This is a genomic window from Knoellia sp. S7-12 (genome assembly GCF_040518285.1).
Lineage (GTDB): Bacteria > Actinomycetota > Actinomycetes > Actinomycetales > Dermatophilaceae > Knoellia.
On the sequence record NZ_CP155449.1, the window covers coordinates 1,878,227 to 1,904,256 of the forward strand.

The following is a 26,030-nucleotide window of genomic DNA, read 5'->3' on the forward strand; positions in this document are numbered from 1 at the left end:
ACGACCGCCGTCATGACGTAGTGTTGAAGCCCGTGGTGGCCCAGACGAAACACATCTTCGTAACCGGAGGCGTTGCCTCTTCGCTCGGCAAGGGCCTCACGGCATCCAGCCTCGGATTCCTGCTCGGGGCACGCGGTTTGCGCGTGACGATGCAGAAGCTCGACCCCTATCTCAACGTGGACCCCGGGACGATGAACCCGTTCCAGCACGGTGAGGTCTTTGTCACCGATGACGGTGCCGAGACGGACCTCGATGTGGGGCACTACGAGCGCTTCCTCGACCGCAACCTCATCGGCAAGGCCAATGTCACGACCGGTCAGGTCTACAACAAGGTCATCGCCAAGGAGCGGCGTGGTGAGTACCTCGGCGACACCGTCCAGGTCATCCCGCACATCACCAACGAGATCAAAGAGCGCATGCGGGCCCAAGCGGCCGGCGCGCCGGACGTCGATGACCGCGAGGCCCCCGACGTCATCATCACCGAGATCGGTGGGACCGTCGGTGACATCGAGTCGCTGCCCTTCCTCGAGGCCGCCCGCCAGGTGCGACACGACCTCGGTCGTGACAAGGTCTTCTTCCTCCACGTCTCGCTCGTGCCCTATCTCGCGCCGAGCGGTGAGCTCAAGACGAAGCCGACGCAGCACTCCGTGGCTGCCCTGCGCCAGGTCGGCATCCAGCCCGATGCCCTTGTGCTGAGGGCCGATCGGGAAATCCCGGAGTCGATCAAGCGCAAGATCTCGCTGATGTGCGACGTCGACACGGACGGCGTCGCTGCCTGCGTCGACGCCCCGAGCATCTATGACATCCCCAAGGTCCTGCACCGCGAGGGCCTCGACGCCTACGTCATCCGACGGCTGTCGCTCATCTTCCGCGACGTCGACTGGACCGACTGGGACAAGCTGCTCGGTCGGGTCCACAACCCCGAGCACGAGGTCGAGGTCGCCCTCGTCGGCAAGTACATCGACCTGCCCGATGCCTACCTCTCGGTCACCGAGGCGCTGCGCGCAGGTGGCTTCCATCACGACGCCAAGGTCAAGATCCGCTGGGTCGCGAGCGACGAGTGCCAGACCGCTGCTGGTGCCCAGAAAGCACTCGGTGGAGTTGACGCCGTCCTCGTCCCCGGAGGCTTCGGGGTCCGCGGCATCGAGGGCAAGCTCGGAGCGTTGACCTGGGCGCGCACCCACCGCGTCCCCACGCTCGGCATCTGCCTCGGCCTCCAGTGCATGGTCATCGAGTACGCCCGCAACGTTGCCGGGATCGAGGGCGCGAGCTCGACCGAGTTCGACCCCGAGACTCCGGCACCGGTCATCGCGACCATCGAGGAGCAGAAGGCGTTCGTCGAGGGTGCCGGTGACCTCGGCGGGACGATGCGTCTGGGTTCGCAGCGCGCCGACCTTCGCAAGGGCTCGGTCGTTGCCGAGGTCTATGGCGGCCTGAGCGCCGACGAGCGCCACCGTCACCGCTACGAGGTCAACGACTCCTACCGGTCCCGGATCGAGGACGCGGGTCTCGTCATCTCGGGCACGCACCCCGAGCTCGGACTCGTCGAGTTCGTCGAGCTGGCGCGCGAGGAGCACCCCTACTACGTCGCCACGCAGGCCCACCCAGAGTTCAAATCCCGTCCGACCCGGGCGCACCCACTCTTCGCCGGCCTCATCGGGGCCGCGATCGAGGAGCAGCGGTCCGCGCGGCTCGTCGAGGTCGAACGACCCAAGGTCAGCGCCGACGCCGAGGTCATGTGACCGCGGATCGGTTCTGCGACGAGTTCGACCCGCAGACGGTGACGCACTCCGAGGTCGTCATGGCCGGGCGCGTGTGGGACGTCGTCCGCGACGAGGTCGACCTGGGGGACGCGGGGCGCCACGTGCGTGAGTACGTCCGTCACCCCGGTGCCGTTGCCGTGCTCGCTCTCGACGACGAGGGACGCATCTGCCTCATCCAGCAGTATCGCCATCCCATCCGCACCCGCGAGTGGGAGATCCCGGCGGGGCTGCTCGACGTGCCGGGTGAGCCGGCCTGGGAGGCGGCCGCCCGTGAGCTGCACGAGGAGGCCGACCTCGTCGCCGGGCGTCTCGATGTCCTCGTCGACCTCCGACCGTCACCGGGCGGACTCGACGAGGCGATCCGGGTCTATCTCGCACGCGACGTCTCCCTCGTCGCCGAGTCCGAACGTCATTCCCGCGAAGCAGAAGAGCACGGTATGCCGCTTGCCTGGGTTGCGCTCGATGACGCAGTCGAAGCGGTGCTCGAGGGCCGCCTCCAGAACGGCATCCTCGTGTCTGCCGTGCTCGCGGCTCACGTTGCGAAACAGGGGAATTGGGACGCGTTGAGGCCGCACGACGCCCCGTGGCCCCAAGGTCCGGGAGGGGCGGCGCGGACGTGATCACCGCATCCGGTGACCACCGGTGTCCGTGTGGAGGGCAGCCCGAAGGCGCGGCGTTGTCCGCCTGCTGCGGTCCGTTCCTGGCCGGTGAGGCCTGGCCGCCGACTCCGGTGACGGTCATGCGATCGCGCTACACGGCATACGCAATCGGCCACAGTGACCACGTGTTTCGCACCTGGCACCCCGCGACGCGGCCAGCGGACGTGGACCTCGATGGCTCGCTCGAGTGGGTCGGGCTCGAGATCATCACGTCCTCGGGCGATGACGTCGAAGGAACCGTCGAGTTCGCCGCGCACTGGCGCTCGGGCGAGGGGCGCACACGGCAGAACGGTGTGCTGCGTGAGAGAAGCACCTTCCTGCGACGAGCGGGCCGCTGGTTCTATCGCGATGGTGTGGATCTCACGACGTGATTCGCATGGAGCAGCGCGTGAGGCGCGGCCCTTCGTCACGTCGTGAGCGGACGGCAGACCGGAAATGCGGTTCGTGTGAGGTGGGCGCGACTCCGTAGGATGACGGAGTTCATCCACCCCCGAACCGACAGGACCCCTCGTGCTCCGCACCCATGAGGCCGGCACTCTGCGCGCCGACCACACCACCCAGACCGTCACGCTCACCGGCTGGGTTGGCAAGCGTCGCGATCACGGAGGCGTGGCGTTCATCGACCTGCGCGATGCCAGCGGAGTCGTCCAGGTCGTCGCACGCGACGAGGTCCTCACCGGAGCAGCTCACGACCTGAGGGCTGAGTTCTGCATCAAGGTGACCGGCGAAGTCGTCGCGCGCACCGAAGCCAACGTCAACTCGGAGCTGCCGACCGGCGCCATCGAGGTCGTGGCCACCGACATCGAGGTGCTCGCGCCGAGTGCGCCGCTGCCCTTCCAGATCGACGAGCGCGTCACCGTCGGTGAGGAGGCCCGCCTCAAGCACCGCTATCTCGACCTGCGTCGCCCGGGTGCGTCGTCGGCCGGCGCAGCCCTGCGTCTGCGGTCCAAGGTGAACGCCGCCGCCCGTGAGGTGCTCGGTGGGCGCGACTTTGTCGAGATCGAGACGCCGACGCTGACCCGTTCGACCCCTGAGGGTGCCCGCGACTTCCTCGTGCCCGCGCGTCTGGCCCCCGGCTCCTGGTATGCCCTGCCGCAGAGCCCGCAGCTGTTCAAGCAGCTGCTCATGGTCGCCGGCATGGAGCGTTACTACCAGATCGCCCGCTGCTACCGCGACGAGGACTTCCGCGCCGACCGTCAGCCGGAGTTCACCCAGCTCGACATCGAGATGTCCTTCGTCGAGCAGGCCGACGTGCTCGAGCTCGGTGAGGCCATCGTCAAGGCCGTCTGGCAGCTCATCGGCGTCGAGCTCGACGCACCGTTCGAGCAGATGACCTATGCCGACGCGATGCGCCGGTTCGGCTCGGACAAGCCTGACCTGCGTTTCGGCAACGAGCTCGTCGAGTGCACCGACTACTTCAAGGAGACGCCCTTCCGCGTCTTCCAGGCCGAGTACGTCGGGGCCGTCGTCATGCCCGGGGGTGCGAGCCAGCCTCGCAAGCAGCTCGACGCGTGGCAGGACTGGGCCAAGAGCCGGGGCGCCAAGGGCCTCGCCTATGTGCTCGTTCAGGAGGACGGCGAACTGGGCGGACCGGTGGCCAAGAACCTGTCCGACGACGAGAAGGCCGGGCTCGCCGCTCACGTCGGCGCCCAGCCCGGCGACTGCGTCTTCTTCGCCGCGGGGCCGACAAAATCCTCGCGTGCCCTGCTCGGCGCTGCTCGCCTCGAGATCGGCAAGCGCTGCGAACTCATCGACCAGAGCGCGTGGTCCTTCCTCTGGGTCCTTGACGCACCACTGTTCGAGCCCGCGTCCGAGGCCGTCGCGGCTGGTGACGTCGCTGTCGGTGGGGGAGCGTGGACCGCTGTCCACCACGCCTTCACGTCCCCGAAGGCCGAGTTCCTCGAGACGTTCGACACCGACCCCGGTCCGGCCCTCGCCTACGCCTACGACATGGTCTGCAACGGCAACGAGATCGGTGGCGGGTCGATCCGTATCCACCGCCGTGACATCCAGGAGCGCGTCTTCAAGGTCATGGGCCTGTCGGACGAGGAAGCCCAGGAGAAGTTCGGCTTCCTGCTCGACGCCTTCGCGTTCGGTGCCCCACCGCACGGCGGGATCGCCTTCGGGTGGGACCGCATCGTCTCGCTGCTCGCCGGGACCGAGTCGATCCGCGATGTCATCGCCTTCCCCAAGTCCGGTGGTGGGTACGACCCCCTGACCGCGGCGCCGGCACCGATCACCTCGGAGCAGCGCAAGGAAGCCGGCGTCGACGCCAAGCCGGAGCCCAAGGGTGAGTCGAACGGCGCCCAGCCGAAGACGCCGGAGCAGGCCTGACATGACCGCCCGCGCCGACATCGACACCGTCGTCGACCGGCCCCTCGATCCGGCGCGGCCGGTCTCGGTCCTGCTCTGGGACGCCGACGGAGTCCTGCAGCACCCGCAGCACGAGTGGGCGCCGCGGCTCGAAGCGTGGGGCGGGCCGGGTTTCGGTCAGGCACTCTTTGCCGCCGAGCTGCCTGCCCTGCGCGGAGAGGTCCCGTTCCGCGACGCCCTGGCCCAGCTGCTCGTCTCATGGCCCGACGTCCGCGCGGGGGTCGACGACCTGTTGCAGCTGTGGGAGCAGGTTGACGCGGACGACGAAGCCATCGAGCTCGTGCGCGAGGTCGCTGCCTGGGGAGTGACCTGCGTGCTCGCGACGAACCAACAGGACCACCGCAAGGCATATCTTCGCCACCGATTCGGCTACGACGACGTGTTCTCCCGCTCCTTCTACTCCTGCGACCTGGGGGCCATGAAGCCCGAGCCCGCCTATTTCGAGCGGGTGCTGGACGCACTCGACGTCCGGGCCGACGAGGTCGGGTTCGTCGACGACAACCGCGCCAACGTTGCCTCTGCCCTCGAGTTCGGCATCCGGGCAGTGCACCACGACCCGGCTTCCGGGGTCGCCGGCCTGCGGAGTGCGCTGGGGTGGCGGGCGTGAGCGCGATGTCCGACACCGCCGACGGCGACGTCGTGCGCCAGGCCATCAAGCTGTATGCCGCCCAGCAGCCCGGGCTTCGACCGGTGGCGGACGACTTCGCGACGATGATCACGGCCATGCTCGACGACGCCGGCATCAACTACGTGAGTGTCACTGGCCGGGCCAAGAGTGTCGGCTCGTTCGCGGTCAAGGCCGCTCGCCGGATCGACGGTGAGCCGGCCTACACGGACCCGCTCACCGAGATCACCGACCAGATCGGGGTGCGCGTCGTCACCTACCTGCACGGCGATGTGGCCGCTGTCGCGGAGCTCCTCTCCGGCGAGTTCAGCGTCCTGGATGACCGCGACCTCGGTCAGGAGACCGCGAGCGAGGGCCGTTTCGGCTATGCCAGCCGGCACCTCCTGGTGACCTTGGATGGCGAGGAGGACGACCCGGCATACAAGCATCTTCGTGGTCGCTCCGCGTCCGTCCAGGTGCGCACGATCCTGCAGCACGCTTGGGCCGAGTTCGAGCACGACGTGCGCTACAAGGGGTCCGTCCCTGCGGCGGACGTGCCCGATCTCGATCGCCGATTCACGCTCGCCGCAGGGCTGCTGGAGCTGGCCGACCGTGAGTTCACGGCCATCCGTGACCGTCTGCAGGCCAGCGTCGGTGAAGTCGATCCCGGGGTGGCGGACGACGACCCGCGCATCAGCGGGACCGACCTTGCGGCCTTCCTGTCGGCTCAGTACCAGGACGCGGGGTGGTCGCGCACCGACCACTACTCGTGGATCTCGGGTCTCCTCCTCGAGCTCGGCATCACCTCACTTGATGAACTCGCGGGATTGCTCGGCTCGATCGATGCGCAGGGGATCAACGAGCGGATGGACTATCGCTATCCGGCCGGTGCCGTGCGCCGGCTCGACGACGCCCTGCTCGCGGTGTTCGGGCCTCGCTACATCGGCCTCCACGGCAACTCGCACCGCATTGAGTCGCTCACCGCGCGTCTCGACAAGGTGCGCGCCACCCAGTCCTGACGGTCAACGGCGACGCATGACAAATCGTGTGCGAGCGGACAGGCCGACCCGGTAGCCGAGGCGCTCATAGAGTCTGCGGGCCAGCGGGTTGTCCTCGAAGACTCCGAGCGACGACGCACCCGTCCGTTCGATCGCTTCGCGGGTCAGGTATGCCGTGATGGCGGCTCCCAGCCCACGGCCACGATGCGCTGTGTCCACGGTGATCCCCCCGAGCAGGGGAATCCTGGCGTTGCCCGGCTCGGAGCACCCGGAGCCGATGAGCAGGCCGGAGTCGTCTCGAACGACCACCCACTGCTGTGTCGGCCGGGCGAACGGGGTCGCGTGAGTGGTGGGGTTGTGGAGTCGGAGGAACTCGACGAGGGCGTCTCGCTCGTCGTCGAGGATCCGCTCCACTCGGGCCTCGGCCGGCAGCGTCGCCGATGGTGTCACCGTCCACATCCAGTCCCACGTGTTGCCGCCGCGCACCGGAAGGACGCCGTCGACCGCTGCATAGGAATCGCGTGGTGCAGTGACATGGACCGGGTCGTGCTCCGTGAACCATTCCGGGAACGACGGGGAGGCGAGCAGAGCAGCGAGCTCGTCATGACTCCCGAGGAGCTGCACACCCCTGCGCTCGTCGGGCCACGTCTGGGCCCACGCCACGGCTGACGTCCCGGTGAGACCCAACGAAGGAAGGAGAAGTCCGGCGCCCGTGTCGTAGCGGATGACGGGGTGGCCCCCGCTCGCGACGACGAGCGCCTCTCGTGAGGAGAGGCGCTCGACGTCAACAGGGGTTGGGCTCACGCAGTCAGGAAGCGCACCAGCGCCGCGTTGAACTCGTCGGTGTGGCTGACGTTGACCCCGTGGGGGCCGTCCTTGATGATGACCAGCTCGCTGCCCGCGACCTGCTCGTGGGTGCGCTGCCCGGAGGCCTCGAACGGGACGATCGCGTCGGAGTCGCCGTGGATGACAAGGGTGGGCACGGTGACCTTGGCGAGGTCGCTGCTGAAGTCCTCGAGCCACGACGCGATGCACGTGACAGCGGCGTCGAGGTCGGCCTGGGCCGCCAGTGCCGCAGCCTCGACGCGCTGGTCCTCAGTGACCTTGAGCTCGCCGTCTGCGCTGAAGAAGTTCGTGGTGAACTCGTCGAGGAAGCCCTCGCGGTCTGCGCGCAGACCGGCCTGCATCTTCTCGGCCTCGGCTCGGGGGAGGCCGCCGTCAGGGTTGTCGTCGCTCTTGAGGAGCCACGGGGGGATCGCTGCGGCGAAGGCGATGCTGCGCAGTCGCTCCTCACCGTGGTTGCCGACATAGCGCGCGACCTCTCCGCCGCCCATGGAGAACCCGACGAGCGAGACGTCTCGCAGGTCGAGCGACTCGATGAGCCCCGCCAGATCCGCCGTGAGCGTGTCGTAGTCGTAGTCGCCATCTGGTGCCGGGGCCGACTGGCCGAAACCGCGCCGGTCGTAGGTGATGACGCGCAGTCCTGCCGCGGTGAGCGCCGGGACGGTGTCCTTCCAGGAGGCTCCGGACAACGGCCATCCGTGGATGAGGACGACGGGTCGTCCCTCGCCGCCGGTGTCCTCGTGGTGCAGCGTCGGTGATGTCGGTGTCGTCAAGGGAGTGTCGGTCATGGTTCACCTTTCGAGAAGGGGCCAGAGGATCTGATGACCCTACGCACCTCGTTCGTCACAGGCGCACCGTCGGCTTGGTCTGACCGGCGTGACCTGTCTGACCAGCACGTTAGTCTGCGGGAGTGCCGGCCCCCAACGACCTTTTCGCCTCCGCTGAGGGGACCGGTGCCGCGACTCTTCCGCCACTTGCCGTGCGCATGCGCCCGGCGTCGATCGACGAGGTCCGCGGCCAGGAGGCTGTGCTCCGGCCCGGCAGTCCGCTCCGTCGGCTCATCGAGGGTTCCGAGGGCACTGCTGGGTCGCTGAGCGCGATCATCTGGGGTCCGCCCGGGACAGGCAAGACGACTCTGGCCCACCTCGTTGCCACGGCTGCTGGCCGTGAGTTCGTCGAGTTGTCGGCCGTCACCGCCGGGGTCAAGGACGTGCGGGCCGTCATGGAAGCGGCCGCCCGCAACCGTGATCTCTATGACCGCCAGACGGTGCTCTTCCTCGATGAGATCCACCGCTTCACCAAGGCTCAGCAGGACGCGCTGCTCCCGGGGGTCGAGACACGGCAGGTCATCCTCGTCGCCGCGACGACCGAGAACCCGTCCTTCGCCGTCATCGCACCTTTGCTCTCGCGATCGATGCTCATCACTCTCACCTCCCTCGACGACGAGCAGGTCACCGCGGTGCTGGACTCGGCAGTGAGCGACGAGCGCGGTCTCGACGCGGCATACGCGCTGTCGACGCAGGCACGCGAACACCTCGTCCGCATCTCCGGGGGAGACGCACGCCGCGCTCTCACCTCGCTCGAGGCGGCTGCCGGTGTGGCCCTGGATGACGCGCCCGCCGGACGCGACGACGACACCCCGATCGAGATCACGCTCGCCCACGCAGAGCAGGCCGTGGCCCAGGCGTCGGTCCGCTACGACAAGACCGGCGACCAGCACTACGACGTCGCCTCCGCCTTCATCAAGTCGATGCGTGGCTCCGACGTCGACGCGGCCCTGCACTACCTCGCCCGCCAGCTCGAGGCCGGTGAGGACCCGCGCTTCATCGCCCGGCGCATCGTCATCTCGGCGAGCGAGGACGTCGGCATGGGCGACCCGACTGCTCTCCAGACCGCGGTGGCGGCGATGCACGCCGTCGCCCAGGTCGGCATGCCCGAGGCGCGAATCATCCTGGCGCAGGCCGTTGTTCACAACACGCTCGCTCCCAAGAGCAATGCGGCTTATGCCGGGATCAATGCCGCCATCGCCGACATCCGTGGCGGACGTGGCGGGGCCGTGCCCCCTCACCTTCGCGGAAGCGGGTATGCCGGTGCGTCCCGTCTCGAGCACGGCAAGGGCTACGTCTATGCCCACGACGAGGCCGACGGAGTGGCCCGTCAGCAGTACCTCCCGGACGACCTGCACGGCAGGGCCGACTACTACCACCCGACCGATCGCGGCTTCGAGGCGCGGCTGCAGGAGCGCTGGACCTGGCTCAAGGATCGGCTCGGCGGGCGCACTTGACCCATTGTCATCTCATCGCCTCAGGTCATAGCTGAGGCGGCGTCACCGGTCCCAGACCCTTGGGGTTGACCCGCAGGGTGTACTGCCGCGGATCCCAGGAAGCAGAACGGCACCGGCTGCCCCGCCAGACGGGCGAGGAGTCCCAGCGAAGGCGCGGCATCCCGAGAACGGTTGACACGGCATACGCAAGACGTCCGCCGCCGGGCAGGGACCGCAGGTCGGGGTCGAACTCGTCGGCATAGCGTCGGCGCTCCTGCTGGGGGAGCAGCCAGAGCGCCAAGGAAAGGATCGCGCTGGCGAGCCCGGTCATGGTTGCACCGCTGCAGAGGAGGGGAGGCGAGCCTCGAGCGGCGCTCGTCGGCGACTGCAAGGAACGCAGCGGCGCTCGCCGAGGTGCGACCCGTAGGATTCACCGGTGCCCCACCCGGGCACGACGCACTCGACTCGACGCATTTCAACCTCAGGACTGACACGACATGGAAACCGCTGAGATCCGGCGCCGCTGGCTCGACTTCTTCAAGAAGAACGGTCACACGGTGGTGCCCTCCGCGCCGCTCATCCACGACGACCCCAACCTGCTGTTCGTCAACGCGGGCATGGTGCCGTTCAAGCCCTACTTCTCGGGCCAGGAGACGCCGCAGTGGGAGCGGGCCACGAGCGTGCAGAAGTGTGTCCGCACGGGTGACATCGAAGAGGTGGGCAAGACCTCGCGTCACGGCACGTTCTTCCAGATGAACGGCAACTTCTCGTTCGGGGACTACTTCAAAAAGGAAGCGATCCAGTTCGCCTGGGCGCTCCTCACGACCTCGCAGGACGACGGCGGCTACGGCCTCGACCCGGACCGCCTGTGGGCGACGGTCTACGAGGATGACGACGAGGCCGAGCGTCTGTGGGCCGAGTACACCTCGATCCCCATGGAGCGCATCGTGCGCCGCGGCAAGCTCGACAACTACTGGCACATGGGCGTTCCCGGTCCCGGGGGGCCGTGCAGTGAGATCTTCTATGACCGCGGTGAGGAGTACGGCCAGGAAGGTGGGCCGGCGGTCGACGAGGACCGCTACATGGAGATCTGGAACCTCGTCTTCATGCAGGAGGAGCTCTCGAAGGTCCGCGCCAAGGACGACTTCGACATCGAGGGCCCCCTGCCGGCACAGAACATCGACACCGGCATGGGCCTCGAGCGCATCGCCTCTGTCCTGCAGGGTGTCGACAACCTCTATGAGATCGACGAGGTCTATCCGGTCCTCGCCAAGGCTGCAGAGATGACGGGCAAGTCCTACGGCGCCCACTCCGGGCACTCGGCGCAGGAGTCCCACCCCGACGACGTCCGCCTGCGTGTCGTCGCCGACCACGTCCGGTCCTCGCTCATGCTCATCGGCGACGGCGTCACCCCCGGCAACGAGGGACGTGGTTATGTCCTGCGCCGCATGCTGCGACGCGCCGTGCGCTCGATGCGCCTGCTCGGCTTCGAGGAGCCAGCGCTGCCGCACCTGCTCCCGATCTCGATGGAGCGGATGAAGCAGTCCTATCCCGAGCTCGAGACCGGCTTCGACCGGATCAGCAAGATCGCGTATGCCGAGGAGGAGGCCTTCCGTCGCACGCTCGCCTCGGGCACGACGATCCTCGACACCGCGGTGTCGAAGACCAAGCAGTCCGGTGGCACGACGCTCGCGGGAGACCAGGCCTTCCAGCTGCACGACACCTATGGTTTCCCGATCGACCTCACCCTCGAGATGGCGGAGGAGCAGGGCCTTTCGGTCGACCGCGAGGGCTTCACGCGCCTCATGCAGGGGCAGCGCAACCGCGCCAAGGCAGACGCCAAGTCCAAGAAGTCCGGCCACGCCAACACCGAGGTGTGGAAGGAGCTGCGGGCGGCCGGCGAGACCGACTTCCGCGCGTGGCAGGAACTCAACAGCGAGGCCAAGGTCATGGGCCTCGTCGTTGACGGCCAGCGTGTCGAGGAGATCGAGCCCGGGCAGCAGGGGCAGGTTGTGCTCGACCGCACCCCGTTCTATGCCGAGTCCGGCGGTCAGATCGCGGACGAGGGCATCATCACCGCCGATGGGGTCCACCTCAAGGTCGTCGACGTCCAGCGCCCGGTCAAGGGCCTCATCGCCCACACGGTCGAGGTCGTCCACGGACCTCTGCGCGCTGGTTCGCCCGTCCTCGCCGAGGTCGACCCCGATTGGCGTCTCTCGGCGTGTCAGGCACACTCCGGCACCCACGTCATCCACGCCGCGCTCCGCCAGGTGCTCGGCCCGTCGGCGCTGCAGTCCGGCTCCTACAACAAGCCCGGCTACCTCCGTCTCGACTTCGCGTGGGGCCAGGCGCTTTCGCCGCAGACCCGCAGCGAGATCGAAGAGGTCGCCAACCTCGCCGTGCGCAAGGACCTCCCTGTGTCGGCGGCATGGATGTCCCTCGAGCAGGCTCGTGAGGCCGGGGCGCTGGCGCTCTTCGGCGAGACCTATGGCGAGGCCGTGCGCGTCGTCGAGATCGGCGGCGCCTGGTCGCGTGAGCTCTGCGGTGGCACCCACGTCGGTCACTCCTCGCAGGTCGGTGCCATCACGGTGACGGGGGAGGCCTCCATCGGCTCCGGAGTCCGCCGTGTCGAGGCCTTCGTCGGCATGGACGCCCTGCGATACCTCGCCCGCGAGCGGGCGATCGTTGCCGAGCTGACCGGAATCGTCGGTGCACAGCCGGGTGAGCTCACCGAGCGCATTGGCGCCATGGTCACGCGGCTCAAGGACGCCGAGCGTGAGATCGAGCGCACCCGCAAGCAGGCCGTGCTCGCCGCGGCCGGGTCCCTCAGCGACAACGCCAAGGACGTCGGGGGTGTCCGCTTCGTTGGTCACGACGCCGGTGGCGAGGCCGGCGCGGACGACGTGCGGGCCATGGTGCTCGACGCGCGTCAGAAGCTCGGCGAAGCAGGGCCCTCGGTCGTCGCCGTCACCGGTGGCGCCAAGGGCCGCCCGGTCGTCGTCATCGCGACCAACCAGGCCGCGCGTGACAAGGGCATCAAGGCTGGCGAGCTCGTGCGCATTGCTGCTCAGACCCTCGGTGGAGGTGGCGGTGGCAAGGACGACATCGCCCAGGGCGGAGGCCAGGACCTCACGAAGTCCGGTGACGCCATCAACGCCGTCGAGTGGCGAGTCGGGGAGCTGGTCGGTTGAGCGTCCGCCCCGGGGTTCGTCTGGGGGTGGACGTCGGCACCGTGCGTGTCGGCGTGGCCGTCAGCGACCCCTCGGGCATTTTGGCGACACCGCACGCCACCCTCACCCGGATCTGGCCCGACCCGGATGTCGCGCACGACGACGTCGCCGAGATCGTCGCCTTGAGCTCCGAACGCGACGCCATCGAGGTCATCGTTGGTCTGCCGCGTTCACTTTCGGGGGACGAAGGTCCAAGCGCTGAGGCAGCGCGCAAGTATGCTGCGGAGTTGGCTCGCCGAGTGACACCCGTGGGCGTCCGTCTCGTCGACGAACGCCTCACGAGTGTCAGCGCTCACAGGGCCCTGCGCGACAGTGGTGTCGCCGGACGTCGACAGCGTGCAGTGGTCGACCAAGCGGCGGCGGTGCTCATCCTTCAGGCCGCACTGGATGAGGAACGCAGTTCGGGCCGCCCGCCGGGCGAACCGGTGAAGCGGCAGAAGCGGCGCAGGCCGAAGATGAAGGACGGACCACGGTGACCCAGGACCACCTCGACACGACGATCTTCGGGGAGCCCCCGCCCGAGGAGCCACGTCGTCGCCGCCGCCAGCGTCAGAAGCGAAGCACCGGCCGCAGTCTGCTGACGATCATCTTGGCCGTCGTCCTCGTGGGGGGCGCGACTGTCATGGCTTTCACCATCCTCAAGCCGATCGTCTCCTCGATCACCGGGGGAGGCGGATCCGAGGGGGAGGACTTCGCCGGACCCGGTGACGGTGAGGTCGCCGTGACCGTGAAGCAGGGAGACAGTGGGGAGTCCATCGCGACAACCCTGAAGTCTGCCGGCGTCGTGAAGTCGCGCACGGCATACCTTGACGCCTCTGCGGCGGACCCGGAGCTGAGCGCGAAGATCCAGGCAGGCACCTACACGCTCAAGAAGGGGATGAAGGCCCTCGACGCCTTCACGCTGCTCGCGGACCCGGCCAACCGCAGCGGTCCACGCCTGACGATCCCGGAAGGGCTCTGGGCCAGCGAGATCATCCCGCGGCTCAGCAAGGCCACCGGAGTGCCCGTCGCGAACTACGAGGCGGCCCTCAAGGACACGACGGCTCTCGGACTTCCCGAGAGTGCCAAGGGCAAGGTCGAGGGCTACCTCTTCCCGTCGAGCTACGAGTTCGACAAGGGCACGCCGGCGGCCAGCCAACTCAAAGCCATGGTCGCGATGACGCTCGCCGAGCTCAAGAAGGCCGGCGTGCAGCCGGACGACTACGCGCGGATCCTCACGGTGGCGTCGATCGTCGAGGGCGAGGTCAACGGGGACGCCGACCGCGCCAAGGTTGCCCGCGTCATCGAGAACCGGCTCGATGACCCGAACGGTCCCACCATCGGCCGGCTCCAGATGGACTCCACCGTCCACTACATCGAGCAGAAGCGCGGACGGGCCGGCACCTCCAACGAGGCGCGCAACTCCAACAGCCCCTACAACACCTACAAGGTCACGGGACTCCCACCGGGTCCGATCAACAGCCCCGGTGCCGCCTCCATCGAGGCGGCGGCGAACCCGGCCGAGGGACCGTGGTTCTACTTCGTCGCAGTCAACCCGACCACGGGCGAGACGAAGTTCGCGGTGACGCAGGCCGAGCACGATGTCAACGTCCAGGAGTTCAACCAGTGGTGCGCAGCGAACAAGGACAAGTGCTGAGAGCGGCCGTCCTCGGTTCGCCGATCTCGCACTCGCTGTCACCTGCCCTCCACACTGCGGCGTATGCCGCATTGGGCCTTTCGCAGTGGTCCTACGGTCGTCGTGAGGTCACCTCAGATCAGTTGGCCGGTGTCGTCACTGAGCTCGGTGACGACTGGCGCGGTCTGAGCCTGACGATGCCGCTGAAGGAGGCCGCCTTCGACGTGGTCGCCACAGTGACCACGATCGCGCGCGACGCAGGTGCCATCAACACGCTCGTGCGTCGCGCTGACGGCCAGTGGGACGGACACAACACCGATGTCGTCGGCATCGTCCGTGCCGTCGAGCACGTCGAGCACGATGGTCGTGCCACGATCCTCGGATCGGGAGCCACGAGCCGATCGGCGGCACTGGCGCTCGCCGAACTCGAGGTGAGGGACGTCTTCGTCGCTGCCCGCAACGCCGAAGCGTCCAGAGAGCTCGTGACCTTGCTGGCGCGTCACGGCGTCGAAGCGACACACATCCCCCTCGAGCGGTGGGCCGACGAGCGGCGACGGCTGGTCATCTCGACGCTTCCGCCTGCTGCCAGCGATGTCGCAGGCGGCGCCGTGGACGAGTCGGGATCGACGTACGAGGGGATGACACTGCTCGACGTCGTCTATGCCGACTGGCCGACCCCCTTGGCGCGTGCAGCCCTCGGCGCCGGGGCCGAGGTCATATCGGGCATCGACATGCTCGTCTATCAGGCCGCAGCGCAGGTCGAGCTGTTCACCGGCCGGCCGGGCCCGGTTGAGGTCATGTTTGCGGCTGCCCGCACGGCGATCGCTGGCTGATGGACGGCCAGCCCGTGCACCTTGCCGCCGCGGCGATCCTCACGCTGGGCGGCGTGGCCCTCGGACACGTCACCGGGCAGCACCTCGCCACTGGCGACTACCGCATACCCGAGGACGAGGCCACGCACGACCCCCCTCGGTCGTGGTGGGCGGCTCCGTTGCTCGGTGTCCTGGTCTTCGTCCTGACCCAGACGGTCGGTGACACGGCCGCGTATGCCGCGCTGCCGGCATACCTGCTCTTCGCTTGGCTCACGGTGTGTCTCGTCTGGATCGACATCGACGTCCATCGTCTCCCGGTCGGTCTCACGCGCCCGGCCCTGCCGGCCTTCGCGGTGCTGCTGGTGCCTCCGACGATCGCCACGGGCGAGTGGGACAGACTTCTCACGGCAGGTATCTGCTGCGTTGTGCTGACTGCGATCTATGTCGCGTTCGCCTTCCTGCCCGGTGGGGGTTTCGGAGGTGGTGACGTCCAGCTCGCGCCGACCATCGGACTGCTGCTCGGCTGGTTCTCGGTCGGCCACGTCGTCGTCGGCACACTGGCGGCGTTCGTCCTCGGTGGTGTCGGCGCGATGGTCCTGCTGCTCACCGGGCGGGCCGGCCGCAAGTCGGCGATGGCGTTCGGGCCGTTCATGTGCGCCGGGGTCTTCGTCGCCGTGGCGTGGACCGAACCGGTGCTTGCCGGATTCCTCGGTCAGTGAGCGGCTTCGCGCTCCAGCCCGCCCGGGTGGAGGATGCCCCGTGGATCGCCGAGCTGCGGGCCGTGGTGATGCGTCCCGACCTCGAACGTCTCGGGCGCTACGACGCGACGCGGGTTCGGCAGCGCTTCCTCACCGGGTTCCAGCCGGACCTGACGCACGTCATCACCGTCGCCGGGACTGTGGTCGGCGTCATCGCCGTGCGGCCGGAGCAGGAGGAGCGCTGGATCGAGCACTTCTATCTGTACCCCGACCATCAGGGTCGAGGCCTGGGTGGTGAGGTCCTGCGGTGGGCCCTGCGCCAACCGCCAGAAGGTCTGCCGTTCCGTCTCAACGTCCTCCAGGGCAGCCCCGCGCGCAGGCTCTACGAACGGCACGGATTCGTGTGGGAGCGAGAGAATCCGGTCGATGTCTGGTTGGTTCGCCACCCAGCCTGACGCCAGCAGCAGGCGATAGCGTGCGGCCATGACGACGCGCTGGCTCTTCGGTGACCAGCTCGGCCCGCACTTCGTCGATGACCACCAGGGCCCCGTGCTCATGATTGAGTCCCGAGCGGTCTTCGCCCGCCGCCGGTTCCATCGTGCCAAGGCCCACCTCGTGCTGTCGGCCATGCGGCACCGGGCGGCCGAGCTGGGGGACCGGGTGAGCTATCACCGCGCCGACACCTACGGCGAGGTCGTGGGGACGCTCGACGACGTCGAGGTGGTCCACCCGACGTCGTATGCCGCGGTGGGCCTCGTCGAGCGGCTCGGCGTGCGCGTCCTGCCGCCGCGCGGATTTGCCACCAGCCGTGAGGACTTCACCCCGTGGGTGGAGGGACGCGGTGGTCGTCGCCTGCTCATGGAGGACTTCTATCGCGAGGCGCGTCGACGGCATGGGGTGCTCATGGACGGCGCCGACCCGGCCGGGGGCCAGTGGAACTTCGACCACGACAACCGCAAGCCTCCGCCCAAGGGCGCGAGCAGCCTTGGCGTGACCGCGCCGTGGTGGCCCGACGAGGACGAGATCGACGCTCAGGTGCGTGAGGACCTCGACCGGTGGGAGCGGGACGGCGAGGTGAGCTTCATCGGACGTGACCGGCCGCGGCGCTTTGCGGCCACGCGGACCGAGGCGCTCGCCGCCCTCGACCACTTCGTCGAGCACCGGCTGCCCGACTTCGGTGCACACGAGGACGCGATCCTGGAAGGCGACCCGTGGATGGCGCACAGCCTGCTCAGCGTGCCGCTCAACCTGGGGCTGCTCGACCCGCTCGAGGTTGTCGCGCGGGCCGAAGCGGCCTACCTCGCGGGGGATGCGCCGATCGCAAGCGTCGAGGGGTTCGTGCGCCAGGTGATCGGATGGCGCGACTACGTCTGGCACCTCTATTGGCACCAGGGTCAGGCCTACCGTCGCGGCAACGCGCTCGCGGCGAGGCAACGGATGCCGCAGTGGTTTGCCGAGCTCGACTCCAAGGCCACCGATGCCCGGTGCCTGTCGCACACCCTCGACCAGGTTGCCGAGCACGGATGGGTCCACCACATCCCACGCCTCATGGTGCTGGGTTCCTTCGCGATGCAGCGCGGGTGGGCGCCGACCCAGGTGACCGACTGGTTTCACCGCGCCTTCGTGGACGGCTATGACTGGGTCATGGTTCCCAACATCGTCGGGATGTCGCAGCATGCGGACGGCGGCGTCATGGCCACCAAGCCCTATACCTCGGGCGGGGCCTACATCAACACGATGAGCGACCACTGCGGCCCGTGCCGGTTCAACCCCAAGGTGCGGGTGGGGGAGAACGCCTGCCCGTTCACGGCCGGCTACTGGTGGTTCCTCGACCGAAACCGTGACCAGCTGTCCGGCAACCAGCGGATGTCACGCGCCGTCCAGGGCCTGGATCGGCTGAAGGACCTGGAGGCGCTCGTCGCGCAGGAGGAGGAGCGTGGCAACCGCGCACCCTGAGGCCGGCCCGGCCCTGGCGCCACGCCCTAGGGCGAGACGCGCAGCAGTTTTGCCCACACCTTCGGCAAGGTCCAGTTGGCTCGGCCCATCACTCCGACGAGAGCGGGCGCGAGCAGCCCACGCACGACCAGCGCGTCGATGGCGATGCCGATCGCCAACGTCGTGGCCAGGATCTTCACCTCGACGGCAGGCACGGTCGAGAGGGCGATGAATGCCAGGAACAGGATGAGCGCTGCCGAGGTGACCAGCCGCCCGGTGTGCGCGATGCCGTCGACGACGGCCCGGTCGGTGCCCTCGACGTCGCCCAGCTCGTCATAGGCCTCGCGGATGCGCGAAAGAATGAACACCTCGTAGTCCATCGAGAGGCCGAACAGGAAGGCGAAGGCGGCAATGGGCACCCAGGTCGTGATCACCCCGGTGGCGGGCTGCCCGAAGAGGAGCTCCGAGCCGAAGCCCCACTGCCAGATGAGCACGGTCACGCCGTATGCCGCCCCGATCGAGATCACGTTGAGCAGCAGCGCCTTGACCGGCAGCCAGAACGAGCGCAGCGCTCGGGCCAGCAGCAGGAAGGTCACGAGAACGACTGCGAGCACCACCCAGACGACGTTCCCGTAGACGGCCGAGACGAAGTCGGCGTCCTCGGCGGGGCTGCCACCAACCCGCGCGCCGGCCTCGGCAGCGGTCATGCGGACCTGATCGAGGGTGTCCCTGCCGTTCGCGCTGGCCGGGTCGTCGGCGAACCACACCTGCATCAGGGACTGGCCAGGTCCTGACCCGCTCGTGGTCCAGCCTTCGGTCGGTGCGGCGACGGCGGCGACGCCGTCCAGGCGCCGTAGGTCCTCGGCGAGAGGGCCTGCATCCGTGCTGGCGGTGAGGACTTCCACCGGGCGCAGCACTCCCGCGGGGACACCGGCGTCGATCGCAGCGGTCGCTGCTGTCGACGCCGGGGCGTCGGAGGCAAGTCCATCGAGCTGGGGGGAGCCGAGCGTCAACCCGGCCACCGGCGCGGCAAGGGCAAGCAGCAGGGCGGTGGAGCCGATGATCGTCAACCACCGACGTCGCAGCACGGCCCGCGCGACGCTCGCCCAGAAGCGCGAGCGACCACTCGAAGGGGTCTTGCGCGGCCATTGCAGCCGCGGCCCCAGAGCGCTGAGCAGAGCGGGCACCAACGTCACTGACGTCGCAACGCTGAGCAGCGGGATCAGCAGACCACCGAGGCCGATGCTGCGCAGGAACGGCAGGGGCACGACGATCAGCGCGGCGAGAGAGATCGCCACGGTGATGCCGCTGAAGAGCACTGACGTGCCCGCGGTCTGCATGGCCACCCGGACGGCGTCGTCGTTGTCCCGCCCGCGAGCGCGCTCCTCGCGCCAGCGGGTGACGACGAGCAGCGAGTAGTCGATGGCGACACCCAGGCCGATGAGGGCGACGAGATACTGCACCACGAAGGACACGTCGGTGACACCGGTCAGCCCGAGCAGTGCCAAGTAGGTCCCCAAGATCGAGACTGCCGCGACCAGGAGCGGTATGCCGGCCAGGAACGAGCCAAAAACGAGGACGAGGACGACCAGCGCACCAATCCCACCCAGCAGCACCTCGACGAGGACGCCACGATCACCCTCGCCGCCACCCTCGGCCAGCAGCAGGAATCCCGTCAGATCAGTCTCCAGATCTGCGTCGGCCCCGTTCTGCGCCTGGGCATCGAACCCCGCGAGCACGCCTTCGATCTGCGGCTGAGCGGCGGCATACGGCTCGGGCCCGGGAGTCACGGGTGGGTACAGGATGGCCGCGGACACCTGTCCGTCAGCCGAAGTCAGCGCCTGCCCACCGGGTGCGCTGGCCGTGACGGTGCGCGTGCCGTCGACCGCCTCCTCGACGGATCGCGCAATCGCCACAGCCCCTGACTGCGCCTCATCGCCGCGAACGATGACGACGAGTGGGTCCGTCGTCCCGCCGCCGCCGCCGAACTCCTTTGCGATGTCGATGTTGGTCTCATAAGCGGGTTGGCCAGGGAGCGCGAACTCGTAGCTGAGTCGGTCCAGCGTGGTGGGTGCGAGCGCTCCGCCGGCGACCGCAACCACAAGCCATGTCAGTCCCACCACCATCCGGTGGCGAAGCACCCAGTCGGTGAACGTGCGCATCGTGACCCTTCATCGAGTACTAAGGAGGCGCCTATGGGACGCACCGGGATGCGTGGGGCCTAGTGCTGCTGGATGGGGCCGGGGATCGGCAGCCCGAACGCCTCGCGCAGGAAGGAAGCCTGTCCCTGCGACTCAAGGGCATTGGCGGTCTTGCCGACCGAGCGCCCTGCTGGCCAGACGTGGACACCCATCAGCAGGAGGGACACGAGCGCGCCCACTGCATATGTCCACACCCCGCCATCGATGACGAACGCTGCAGCGAGCGAAGCAATGGCGACGGCCTCGATGAGGGCGAACCTCAGGATCATTGAGCTCTGCCAACGGGTGCGCGCCGCCGTCGCGGCGTCCGGGTCGCTCATGGACGGATCAAGCGGTTGGGGCCGGTAGCCAATCGCTTCCACAACGAAGTGAATGACGATGCCAGCACCGAACTGGGCGAGTGGAACCCACAACGGGGGAGTCGCCTCAGTGCCGAGGACGAAGAAGAGTGCCATGCCCATGAAGACCAGTGCGCCCATGAGGGTGCCGCTCAGGATGCGCGCGGACAGAGCGAACGGCGCGGCCGCGGCGGGAGATGTCGTCATGTCGTGAGAGTAGCGGGGGTCGTGGCAGCGTCGGTGACGAGGAACCGGGATGCCCGCCGGTCGTGGATCTCGCGGATCCGCACCGGGTTGTCAGGGGTCTTCGAAGGCGTGATCGTTGCCCGGCCGCTCGTCGGCGTCGGCAGCCATTTGGCCTGGCCGCCCTAACCCGACGCTTTCGGCACCCTAGGATGCGACTCATGGTTGCGCTTCTCGTCATCGGTGGCATCGGAATTCTCCTGCTGCTGGTCTCGCTCGTCGTGGGGGACGTTCTCGACGGTGCGTTGGAGTTCGGCGGGGACCTCATCTCGGGGTCGGCGCTCGCGGCGTTCATCGGCGCCTTCGGCTTCGGTGGGGCGCTGGCGCTCGAGGCCTCCGGCTCGATGGGGATCGCGATCGCCAGCGGCGTCGTCGCGGGGCTCGTGCTCGGCGCGGGCGCGGGGTGGGCGTCGTCGCAGCTTCAAAAGGGCGGCGACGAGGCCAACGTGCGTTCTGCGGACCTCGCAGGTCGTGACGCGACCGTCGTCGGAGCGATACCCGAGGACGGCTACGGCCAGATCTCGATCGTCGCCTCGGGCCACATCACCCAGCTCAACGCACGCTGCCCCGGGGGCCTGGCGGCCGGCACGCCGGTCACCATCACCAGCGTGCTCTCGCCCACCTCGGTGAGCGTCGCTCCCCGCGCCTGACTTTGACCACTTCCTGCTGACAGCAAAGGACCACCCACCATGTTCGGCCTGTCTTCCACGCTCTTCGCTGTCCTGGGCCTCGTAGCCCTCGTGGTGCTGCTCGGGCTCCTCGTCACGACCCGCTACAAGGTCGCCGGACCCAACGAGGCCTTCCTTGTCACCGGCCGCAAGGGCAAGGAGGTCAAGAACCTCGAGACCGGGGTGGTGTCCACCGACCTGTCCGGGCAGAAGGTCGTCATGGGTGGCGGTGTCTTCGTCCTGCCCTTCGTGCAGAAGTCGCACACCCTCGACCTGTCGTCGCGACGGATCTCGGTCCAGATCCGCGGTGCCGTCTCTGGGCAGGGCATCAAGCTCAACCTCGACGGTGTCGCGATCGTCAAGGTCGGCGGCAACGAGGACTCCATCCGTGCCGCCGCGCAACGCTTCCTCAGCCAGCAGGCCGAGATCGAGACGTTCACCCAGGAGACCCTCGCCGGCGCCCTGCGCTCGATCGTCGGGTCCCTCTCGGTCGAGCAGATCATCCGCGACCGGGCCGCCTTCGCGCAGCGGGTTGCCGACGAGTCCGAGACCTCGCTCACCGGCCAGGGACTGGTCCTGGACACCTTCCAGATCCAGGACATCACCGACGACGGCTCCTACCTCGCCGACCTCGGCCGGCCCGAGGCGGCCAAGATCGGTCAGCTCGCCGCCATCGCGGAGGCCAATGCCCGCCAAGCCGCTGAGCAGGCCCGGATCACCGCCGAGCAGGAGATCGCGGTCACGCAGCGACTGCTGGCACTCAAGACTGCCGAGATCAAGGCTGAGACCGACGCCGCGAGCGCGACTGCCGCCGCGGCCGGGCCGCTGGCCCAGGCTGATCGTGACCAGGCGATCCTCGCCGAGCAGGAGAAGGTGGCAGTGCGCCAGGCGGCCCTCAAGGAGCGTCAGCTCGACACCGAGGTGCGCAAACCGGCTGACGCCGAGCGCTACCGCGTCGAGACCGAGGCCAACGGTCGACGGACCTCCGAGATCCTCGAGGCCGAGGCCCGCAAGGCGTCCTCGATCGCAGCGGCAGAGGCTGAGGCCGAGAAGGCGCGCCTGACCGGTGAGGGTGAGAAGTCGCGCCGTTCGGCGCTCGCCGAGGCCGAGGCCATCGAGGGTGCCAACCGTGGTGCTGCCGAGAAGTCGCGGCGTATCGCCGAAGCCGATGCGGTGCGGGCCGAGGGTGAGGCCAGCGCCGCCGCTACTTTGGCTGCTGGGGAGGCCGAGGCGATCGCGATGACCAAGAAGGCCGACGCCTTCGCTCGATACAACGAGGCCGCTGTGCTCCAGATGCTCGTCGAGGTGCTGCCCGCAGTGGCCCACGAGGTGGCGGCTCCGATGGCGGCGATCGACAGGCTCACGGTCATCTCCACCGACGGCGCTGGCCAGCTCCCGCGTCAGGTGACTGACAACATCGTCCAGACCATGGCCCTGCTCAAGGACACCACCGGTCTCGACTTCGAGTCACTCATCAAGAAGTATGCCGGCCAGCAGGACGAGGTCGTCCCGGCCGGCTCGGTCCCGTCCCCCCAGCCCACGGCCGTGGGCGCCACCCAGCTCGACCAGTAGCCCGCTGGTCGGACGCCGGACATGGCAAGGGCGCTCCTCACGGCCGTGGGAGACTCGGTGCCATGCTCCGTTGGTTGACCGCAGGCGAGTCTCACGGCCCTGCCCTCCTTGCCACGATCGAAGGCCTACCCGCTGGAGTCGAGGTGACTCGCAAGGACCTCGCTGACGCTCTGGCCCGGCGCCGCCTCGGCTACGGCCGCGGTGCCCGGATGAAGTTCGAGCAGGACGAGGTCGAGTTCCTTGGCGGGGTTCGCCACGGCCTGACGATGGGTTCGCCGGTCGCGATCCGCATCGGCAACACCGAATGGCCCAAGTGGGAGACGGTCATGTCGGCCGACCCGGTGTCCGACGAGGCCTATGCCGCGTCCGACGACGTCAACGCCGAGAAGGAGATCGCCCGCAACCGACCACTGACGCGTCCCCGCCCGGGTCACGCAGACCTCGTCGGCATGCAGAAGTACGGCTTCGATGACGCCCGTCCCGTGCTCGAGCGTGCCTCGGCCCGCGAGACCGCCGCCCGAGTCGCTCTGGGTGAGGTCGCCGCGCGCTTCCTGGAGCAGGCTTACGGCATCCGTCTGGTCTCTCACACCGTGTCGATGGGGCCTGCCGGCGTTGCCGAGGACGCAGCGCTGCCGACCCCCGACCAGGTCGCCGAGATCGACGCCGACCCCGTCCGCACGCTCGACGCTGCCGGTTCGGCAGCCATGGTCGCTGAGGTGGAAGCCGCCAAGAAGGACGGCGACACCCTCGGTGGCGTCGTCGAGGTCCTCGCCTACGGTCTGCCCCCGGGCCTGGGATCGCACGTTCACTGGGACCGTCGCCTCGACGCACGGCTCGCCGGTGCGCTCATGAGCATTCAGGCGATCAAGGGCGTCGAGGTCGGGGACGGTTTCCGCACGGCTGCGCGCCGCGGTTCGGCCGCTCACGACGAGATGGAGCGCGACGCCTCCGGGACGATCCAGCGCCGCACTGGGCGAGCCGGCGGCACCGAAGGCGGGATGTCGACTGGCGACGTGCTCCGCGTGCGGGCCGCGATGAAGCCGATCTCCACCGTCCCTCGAGCCCTCGACACGATCGACACCACGGGCGAGGCCGAGGCCAAGGCGATCCACCAGCGCTCCGACGTCTCTGCGGTCCCGGCCGCTGGGGTTGTCGCAGAGGCCATGGTCGCGCTCGTGCTCGCGGAGGCCTGCGTTGAGAAGTTCGGTGGGGACTCGGTCGAGGAGACGCGACGCAACCATGCGGCATACCTTGCGGCCATCCCCGAGACAATGCGCTCGTGGTGACCCGACGAGAGGGCAGTCCGACCGTCATCTTGATCGGACCGCCCGGTGCGGGCAAGACGACGATCGGCGAGGCGCTCGCCGCTGAGCTCGACGTGCCCTTTCACGACACCGACGCCGCCATCGAGGCGGACCAGGGCTGCTCGATCTCCGACATCTTTGTCCTCGAGGGTGAGGCGGCGTTCCGGGCGCTCGAGCGCGCCGAGGTCGCCCGATCCGCGTCGGTGGAGCGGGGCGTTGTGGCCCTCGGCGGGGGAGCGCCGATGGACACCGAGACCCAGAGGGTTCTTGCGGACCAGGTGGTTGTCTTTCTCGATGTCACCATCGCGGACGCGGCCAAACGCGTCGGCTTCGACGGGAGCCGTCCGCTGCTCGCCATCAACCCACGGGCATCCTGGACCAAGCTGATGAACGAACGACGCCCCACCTATGACCAGGTCGCCACGCACCATGTCGACACGGCCGGGCGCCCGGTCTCCGACATCGTGAGTGAGATCGCCGAGCACCTGCGGTCACAGCGATGAGCGTCGTCTCAGTCGGTGGCGACTACGACGTCGTCATCGAGGCCGGCTGCTCCACGCGGGTCGCCGATGTCATCGGTGACGGCGTACAACGGGCCCTTGTCGTGCACCCGGACTCCATGCGCCCGCTGGGCGAGAAGGTCACAGCGTCCCTGCGGGACAGGGACATTGACGCGTATGCCGTGGGCGTGCCTGACGCAGAGGACGCCAAGACCGCTGTGGTCGCGGCCGACCTCTGGGCGCTGCTGGGTCGGCACGGATTCACCCGGACCGACGTCGTCGTCGGTGTCGGGGGAGGGACGGTCACCGACCTCGCCGGGTTCGTCGCCGCGACCTGGTTGCGCGGGGTCCCGGTCGTGCAGGTGCCGACGACGCTGCTCGGCATGGTCGATGCCGCGGTCGGTGGCAAGACGGGCATCAACACGGCAGAGGGCAAGAACCTCGTCGGGTCGTTCCACCTACCGCGTGCGGTGCTCTGCGACCTCGACGTCCTGCGGACCCTGCCGCGTGAGGACTACGTCGCCGGGCTCGCCGAGATCATCAAGGCCGGCTTCATCGTCGATCCCGTCATTCTCGACCTCATCGCCGGCGATCCTGACGCGGCCACACGACCCGACGGGCCGCACACTCTTGAACTCATCGAGCGGGCCATCCAGGTCAAGGCCGACGTCGTCAGCCAAGACCTCAAGGAGTCCTCGCTGCGCGAGATCCTCAACTACGGGCACACCTTCGGGCATGCCATCGAGCACGTTGAGCACTACCGTCGCCGTCACGGTGAGGCGGTCGCGATCGGCATGGTCTTCGCCGCCGAGTTGGCTTGCGCGGCAGGTGTGCTCACGCGTGGCGTCGTGGACCATCACCGCTCCGCCCTGGAGTCGGTCGGGCTTCCGACGACCTATGAGTCGGGGAAATGGGCCGAGCTTGAGACGGCGATGCGCCGCGACAAGAAGACCCGAGGCTCACTCCTGCGGTTCGTCGTCCTCGAGGACGTCGCCAAGCCCGTCAGGCTGGAAGGTCCCACTGAGGACCAGTTGCGCACGGCATACGCCGCCGTCTCTGGGTGACCGCCGACCTGCTGCCAGTTGAAGGATCCGAACGCCGGGGACAACTAGATCCCCATCGGCCGAGACCCATATCCATGCGTGAGTCGCGGCGAAGCGCCAGACCACGCAGCCGTCGGCGGCGACTGTGTGGTCCGCGTCCTTTCGCCCACAGTGAGCGCCCCGTTTCCGCCCACTTAGCCCGGTGCTCTTCGCCCACTCAACCTGCCCGGCTTCGACCGTTGGGGAAGGCCGGCCGCCTATGCGCGGAGGCCATCTCGGCGCCCGATCTGGCTACATTCGAGCGAACCCATTACCACCGCCCTGCCGATCCGAACTCGTCGGAAAGCACAAGATGGGAGGTCCGAGTG

Annotated in this window: 24 protein-coding genes; 19 read left to right on the plus strand and 5 right to left on the minus strand. The window is 68.5% G+C overall.

All coding sequences use genetic code 11. The annotated features are described in order from the left end of the window. Positions 1–32: 32 nt before the first annotated feature. The 6 genes from V6K52_RS09070 to V6K52_RS09095 all read left to right on the plus strand — a co-directional run bounded on the left by V6K52_RS09070 (position 33) and on the right by V6K52_RS09095 (position 6,418). Positions 33–1,742 carry a CTP synthase gene (locus tag V6K52_RS09070; RefSeq protein WP_353953535.1) on the plus strand — a complete coding sequence of 570 codons (1,710 nt, stop codon included), beginning with the start codon at positions 33–35 and terminating at the stop codon, positions 1,740–1,742. Beyond that, positions 1,739–2,383: an NUDIX hydrolase gene (locus V6K52_RS09075; RefSeq protein WP_353953536.1), complete on the plus strand. Its 645-nt coding sequence runs from the start codon at positions 1,739–1,741 to the stop codon at positions 2,381–2,383. The genes V6K52_RS09070 and V6K52_RS09075 overlap by 4 nt, the downstream gene beginning before the upstream one ends. A gap of 110 nt (positions 2,384–2,493) precedes the next feature. After that, positions 2,494–2,793, plus strand: a complete 300-nt coding sequence (locus V6K52_RS09080) for a YchJ family metal-binding protein (RefSeq protein ID WP_353953751.1) — start codon at positions 2,494–2,496, stop codon at positions 2,791–2,793. Between the two features lie 139 nt (positions 2,794–2,932). After that, complete coding sequence (gene aspS, locus V6K52_RS09085) at positions 2,933–4,756, plus strand: aspartate--tRNA ligase (protein WP_353953537.1); 1,824 nt, start codon at positions 2,933–2,935, stop codon at positions 4,754–4,756. A gap of 1 nt (position 4,757) precedes the next feature. Next, positions 4,758–5,402 (plus strand): HAD-IA family hydrolase, encoded by a 645-nt coding sequence (locus tag V6K52_RS09090; RefSeq protein WP_353953538.1) that lies wholly within the window; start codon positions 4,758–4,760, stop codon positions 5,400–5,402. A 5-nt stretch (positions 5,403–5,407) separates the two neighbouring features. Continuing rightward, positions 5,408–6,418, plus strand: a complete 1,011-nt coding sequence (locus tag V6K52_RS09095) for a GTP pyrophosphokinase (RefSeq protein WP_353953752.1) — start codon at positions 5,408–5,410, stop codon at positions 6,416–6,418. 3 nt (positions 6,419–6,421) lie between these two features. Here V6K52_RS09095 and V6K52_RS09100 read toward each other — a convergent pair whose 3' ends face one another. Beyond that, positions 6,422–7,201, minus strand: coding sequence for a GNAT family N-acetyltransferase (locus V6K52_RS09100; RefSeq protein WP_353953539.1), 780 nt, complete (start codon positions 7,199–7,201; stop codon positions 6,422–6,424). After that, a complete protein-coding gene (locus V6K52_RS09105; RefSeq protein WP_353953540.1) occupies positions 7,198–8,028 on the minus strand; it encodes an alpha/beta hydrolase in 831 nt (276 codons plus the stop codon). Before V6K52_RS09105 ends, V6K52_RS09100 begins: the two co-directional genes overlap by 4 nt. 122 nt (positions 8,029–8,150) lie before the next feature. Between V6K52_RS09105 and V6K52_RS09110 the strand changes: the two genes are divergently transcribed. Next, positions 8,151–9,524 carry a replication-associated recombination protein A gene (locus V6K52_RS09110; RefSeq protein WP_353953541.1) on the plus strand — a complete coding sequence of 458 codons (1,374 nt, stop codon included), beginning with the start codon at positions 8,151–8,153 and terminating at the stop codon, positions 9,522–9,524. Between the two features lie 25 nt (positions 9,525–9,549). On the opposite strand, the gene V6K52_RS09115 is transcribed toward V6K52_RS09110, so the two are convergent. Continuing rightward, on the minus strand, positions 9,550–9,834 hold the full coding sequence (locus tag V6K52_RS09115; protein ID WP_353953542.1) for a hypothetical protein: 285 nt from the start codon (positions 9,832–9,834) through the stop codon (positions 9,550–9,552). A 166-nt stretch (positions 9,835–10,000) separates the two neighbouring features. Here V6K52_RS09115 and alaS point away from each other — a divergent pair, with 166 nt between their 5' ends. From alaS to V6K52_RS09150, 7 genes are read left to right on the plus strand one after another with little or no spacing between them, the layout of a single operon-like run. Further along, entirely contained in the window at positions 10,001–12,694 is a 2,694-nt protein-coding gene (alaS, locus tag V6K52_RS09120) for an alanine--tRNA ligase (protein ID WP_353953543.1), read from the plus strand. Continuing rightward, positions 12,691–13,209 carry a Holliday junction resolvase RuvX gene (gene ruvX, locus V6K52_RS09125; RefSeq protein WP_353953544.1) on the plus strand — a complete coding sequence of 173 codons (519 nt, stop codon included), beginning with the start codon at positions 12,691–12,693 and terminating at the stop codon, positions 13,207–13,209. Before alaS ends, ruvX begins: the two co-directional genes overlap by 4 nt. Then, positions 13,206–14,369, plus strand: a complete 1,164-nt coding sequence (gene mltG, locus V6K52_RS09130) for an endolytic transglycosylase MltG (protein WP_353953545.1) — start codon at positions 13,206–13,208, stop codon at positions 14,367–14,369. Before ruvX ends, mltG begins: the two co-directional genes overlap by 4 nt. Next, positions 14,363–15,181: a shikimate dehydrogenase gene (locus V6K52_RS09135; RefSeq protein WP_353953546.1), complete on the plus strand. Its 819-nt coding sequence runs from the start codon at positions 14,363–14,365 to the stop codon at positions 15,179–15,181. The genes mltG and V6K52_RS09135 overlap by 7 nt, the downstream gene beginning before the upstream one ends. Continuing rightward, a complete protein-coding gene (locus V6K52_RS09140; RefSeq protein WP_353953547.1) occupies positions 15,181–15,879 on the plus strand; it encodes an A24 family peptidase in 699 nt (232 codons plus the stop codon). Before V6K52_RS09135 ends, V6K52_RS09140 begins: the two co-directional genes overlap by 1 nt. Then, a complete protein-coding gene (locus V6K52_RS09145; RefSeq protein ID WP_353953548.1) occupies positions 15,876–16,313 on the plus strand; it encodes a GNAT family N-acetyltransferase in 438 nt (145 codons plus the stop codon). The genes V6K52_RS09140 and V6K52_RS09145 overlap by 4 nt, the downstream gene beginning before the upstream one ends. Positions 16,314–16,341: 28 nt before the next feature. Next, the gene (locus tag V6K52_RS09150) at positions 16,342–17,814 is read left to right on the plus strand and encodes a cryptochrome/photolyase family protein (protein ID WP_353953549.1); all 1,473 of its coding nucleotides are present in this window, start codon (positions 16,342–16,344) and stop codon (positions 17,812–17,814) included. 26 nt (positions 17,815–17,840) lie between these two features. Here V6K52_RS09150 and V6K52_RS09155 read toward each other — a convergent pair whose 3' ends face one another. Beyond that, on the minus strand, positions 17,841–19,955 hold the full coding sequence (locus tag V6K52_RS09155) for an MMPL family transporter (protein WP_353953550.1): 2,115 nt from the start codon (positions 19,953–19,955) through the stop codon (positions 17,841–17,843). Between the two features lie 59 nt (positions 19,956–20,014). Further along, complete coding sequence (locus tag V6K52_RS09160; RefSeq protein ID WP_353953551.1) at positions 20,015–20,539, minus strand: hypothetical protein; 525 nt, start codon at positions 20,537–20,539, stop codon at positions 20,015–20,017. Between the two features lie 197 nt (positions 20,540–20,736). Between V6K52_RS09160 and V6K52_RS09165 the strand changes: the two genes are divergently transcribed. From V6K52_RS09165 to aroB, 5 genes are all read left to right on the plus strand, one after another. Beyond that, a complete protein-coding gene (locus tag V6K52_RS09165; protein ID WP_353953552.1) occupies positions 20,737–21,225 on the plus strand; it encodes a hypothetical protein in 489 nt (162 codons plus the stop codon). A gap of 39 nt (positions 21,226–21,264) precedes the next feature. Continuing rightward, on the plus strand, positions 21,265–22,815 hold the full coding sequence (locus tag V6K52_RS09170; RefSeq protein WP_353953553.1) for an SPFH domain-containing protein: 1,551 nt from the start codon (positions 21,265–21,267) through the stop codon (positions 22,813–22,815). 62 nt (positions 22,816–22,877) lie between these two features. Further along, complete coding sequence (aroC, locus tag V6K52_RS09175) at positions 22,878–24,101, plus strand: chorismate synthase (protein ID WP_353953554.1); 1,224 nt, start codon at positions 22,878–22,880, stop codon at positions 24,099–24,101. Further along, positions 24,095–24,622, plus strand: a complete 528-nt coding sequence (locus V6K52_RS09180; protein ID WP_353953555.1) for a shikimate kinase — start codon at positions 24,095–24,097, stop codon at positions 24,620–24,622. Before aroC ends, V6K52_RS09180 begins: the two co-directional genes overlap by 7 nt. Beyond that, positions 24,619–25,683, plus strand: coding sequence for a 3-dehydroquinate synthase (gene aroB, locus V6K52_RS09185; protein WP_353953556.1), 1,065 nt, complete (start codon positions 24,619–24,621; stop codon positions 25,681–25,683). The genes V6K52_RS09180 and aroB overlap by 4 nt, the downstream gene beginning before the upstream one ends. The last annotated feature ends 347 nt before the right edge of the window (positions 25,684–26,030 follow it).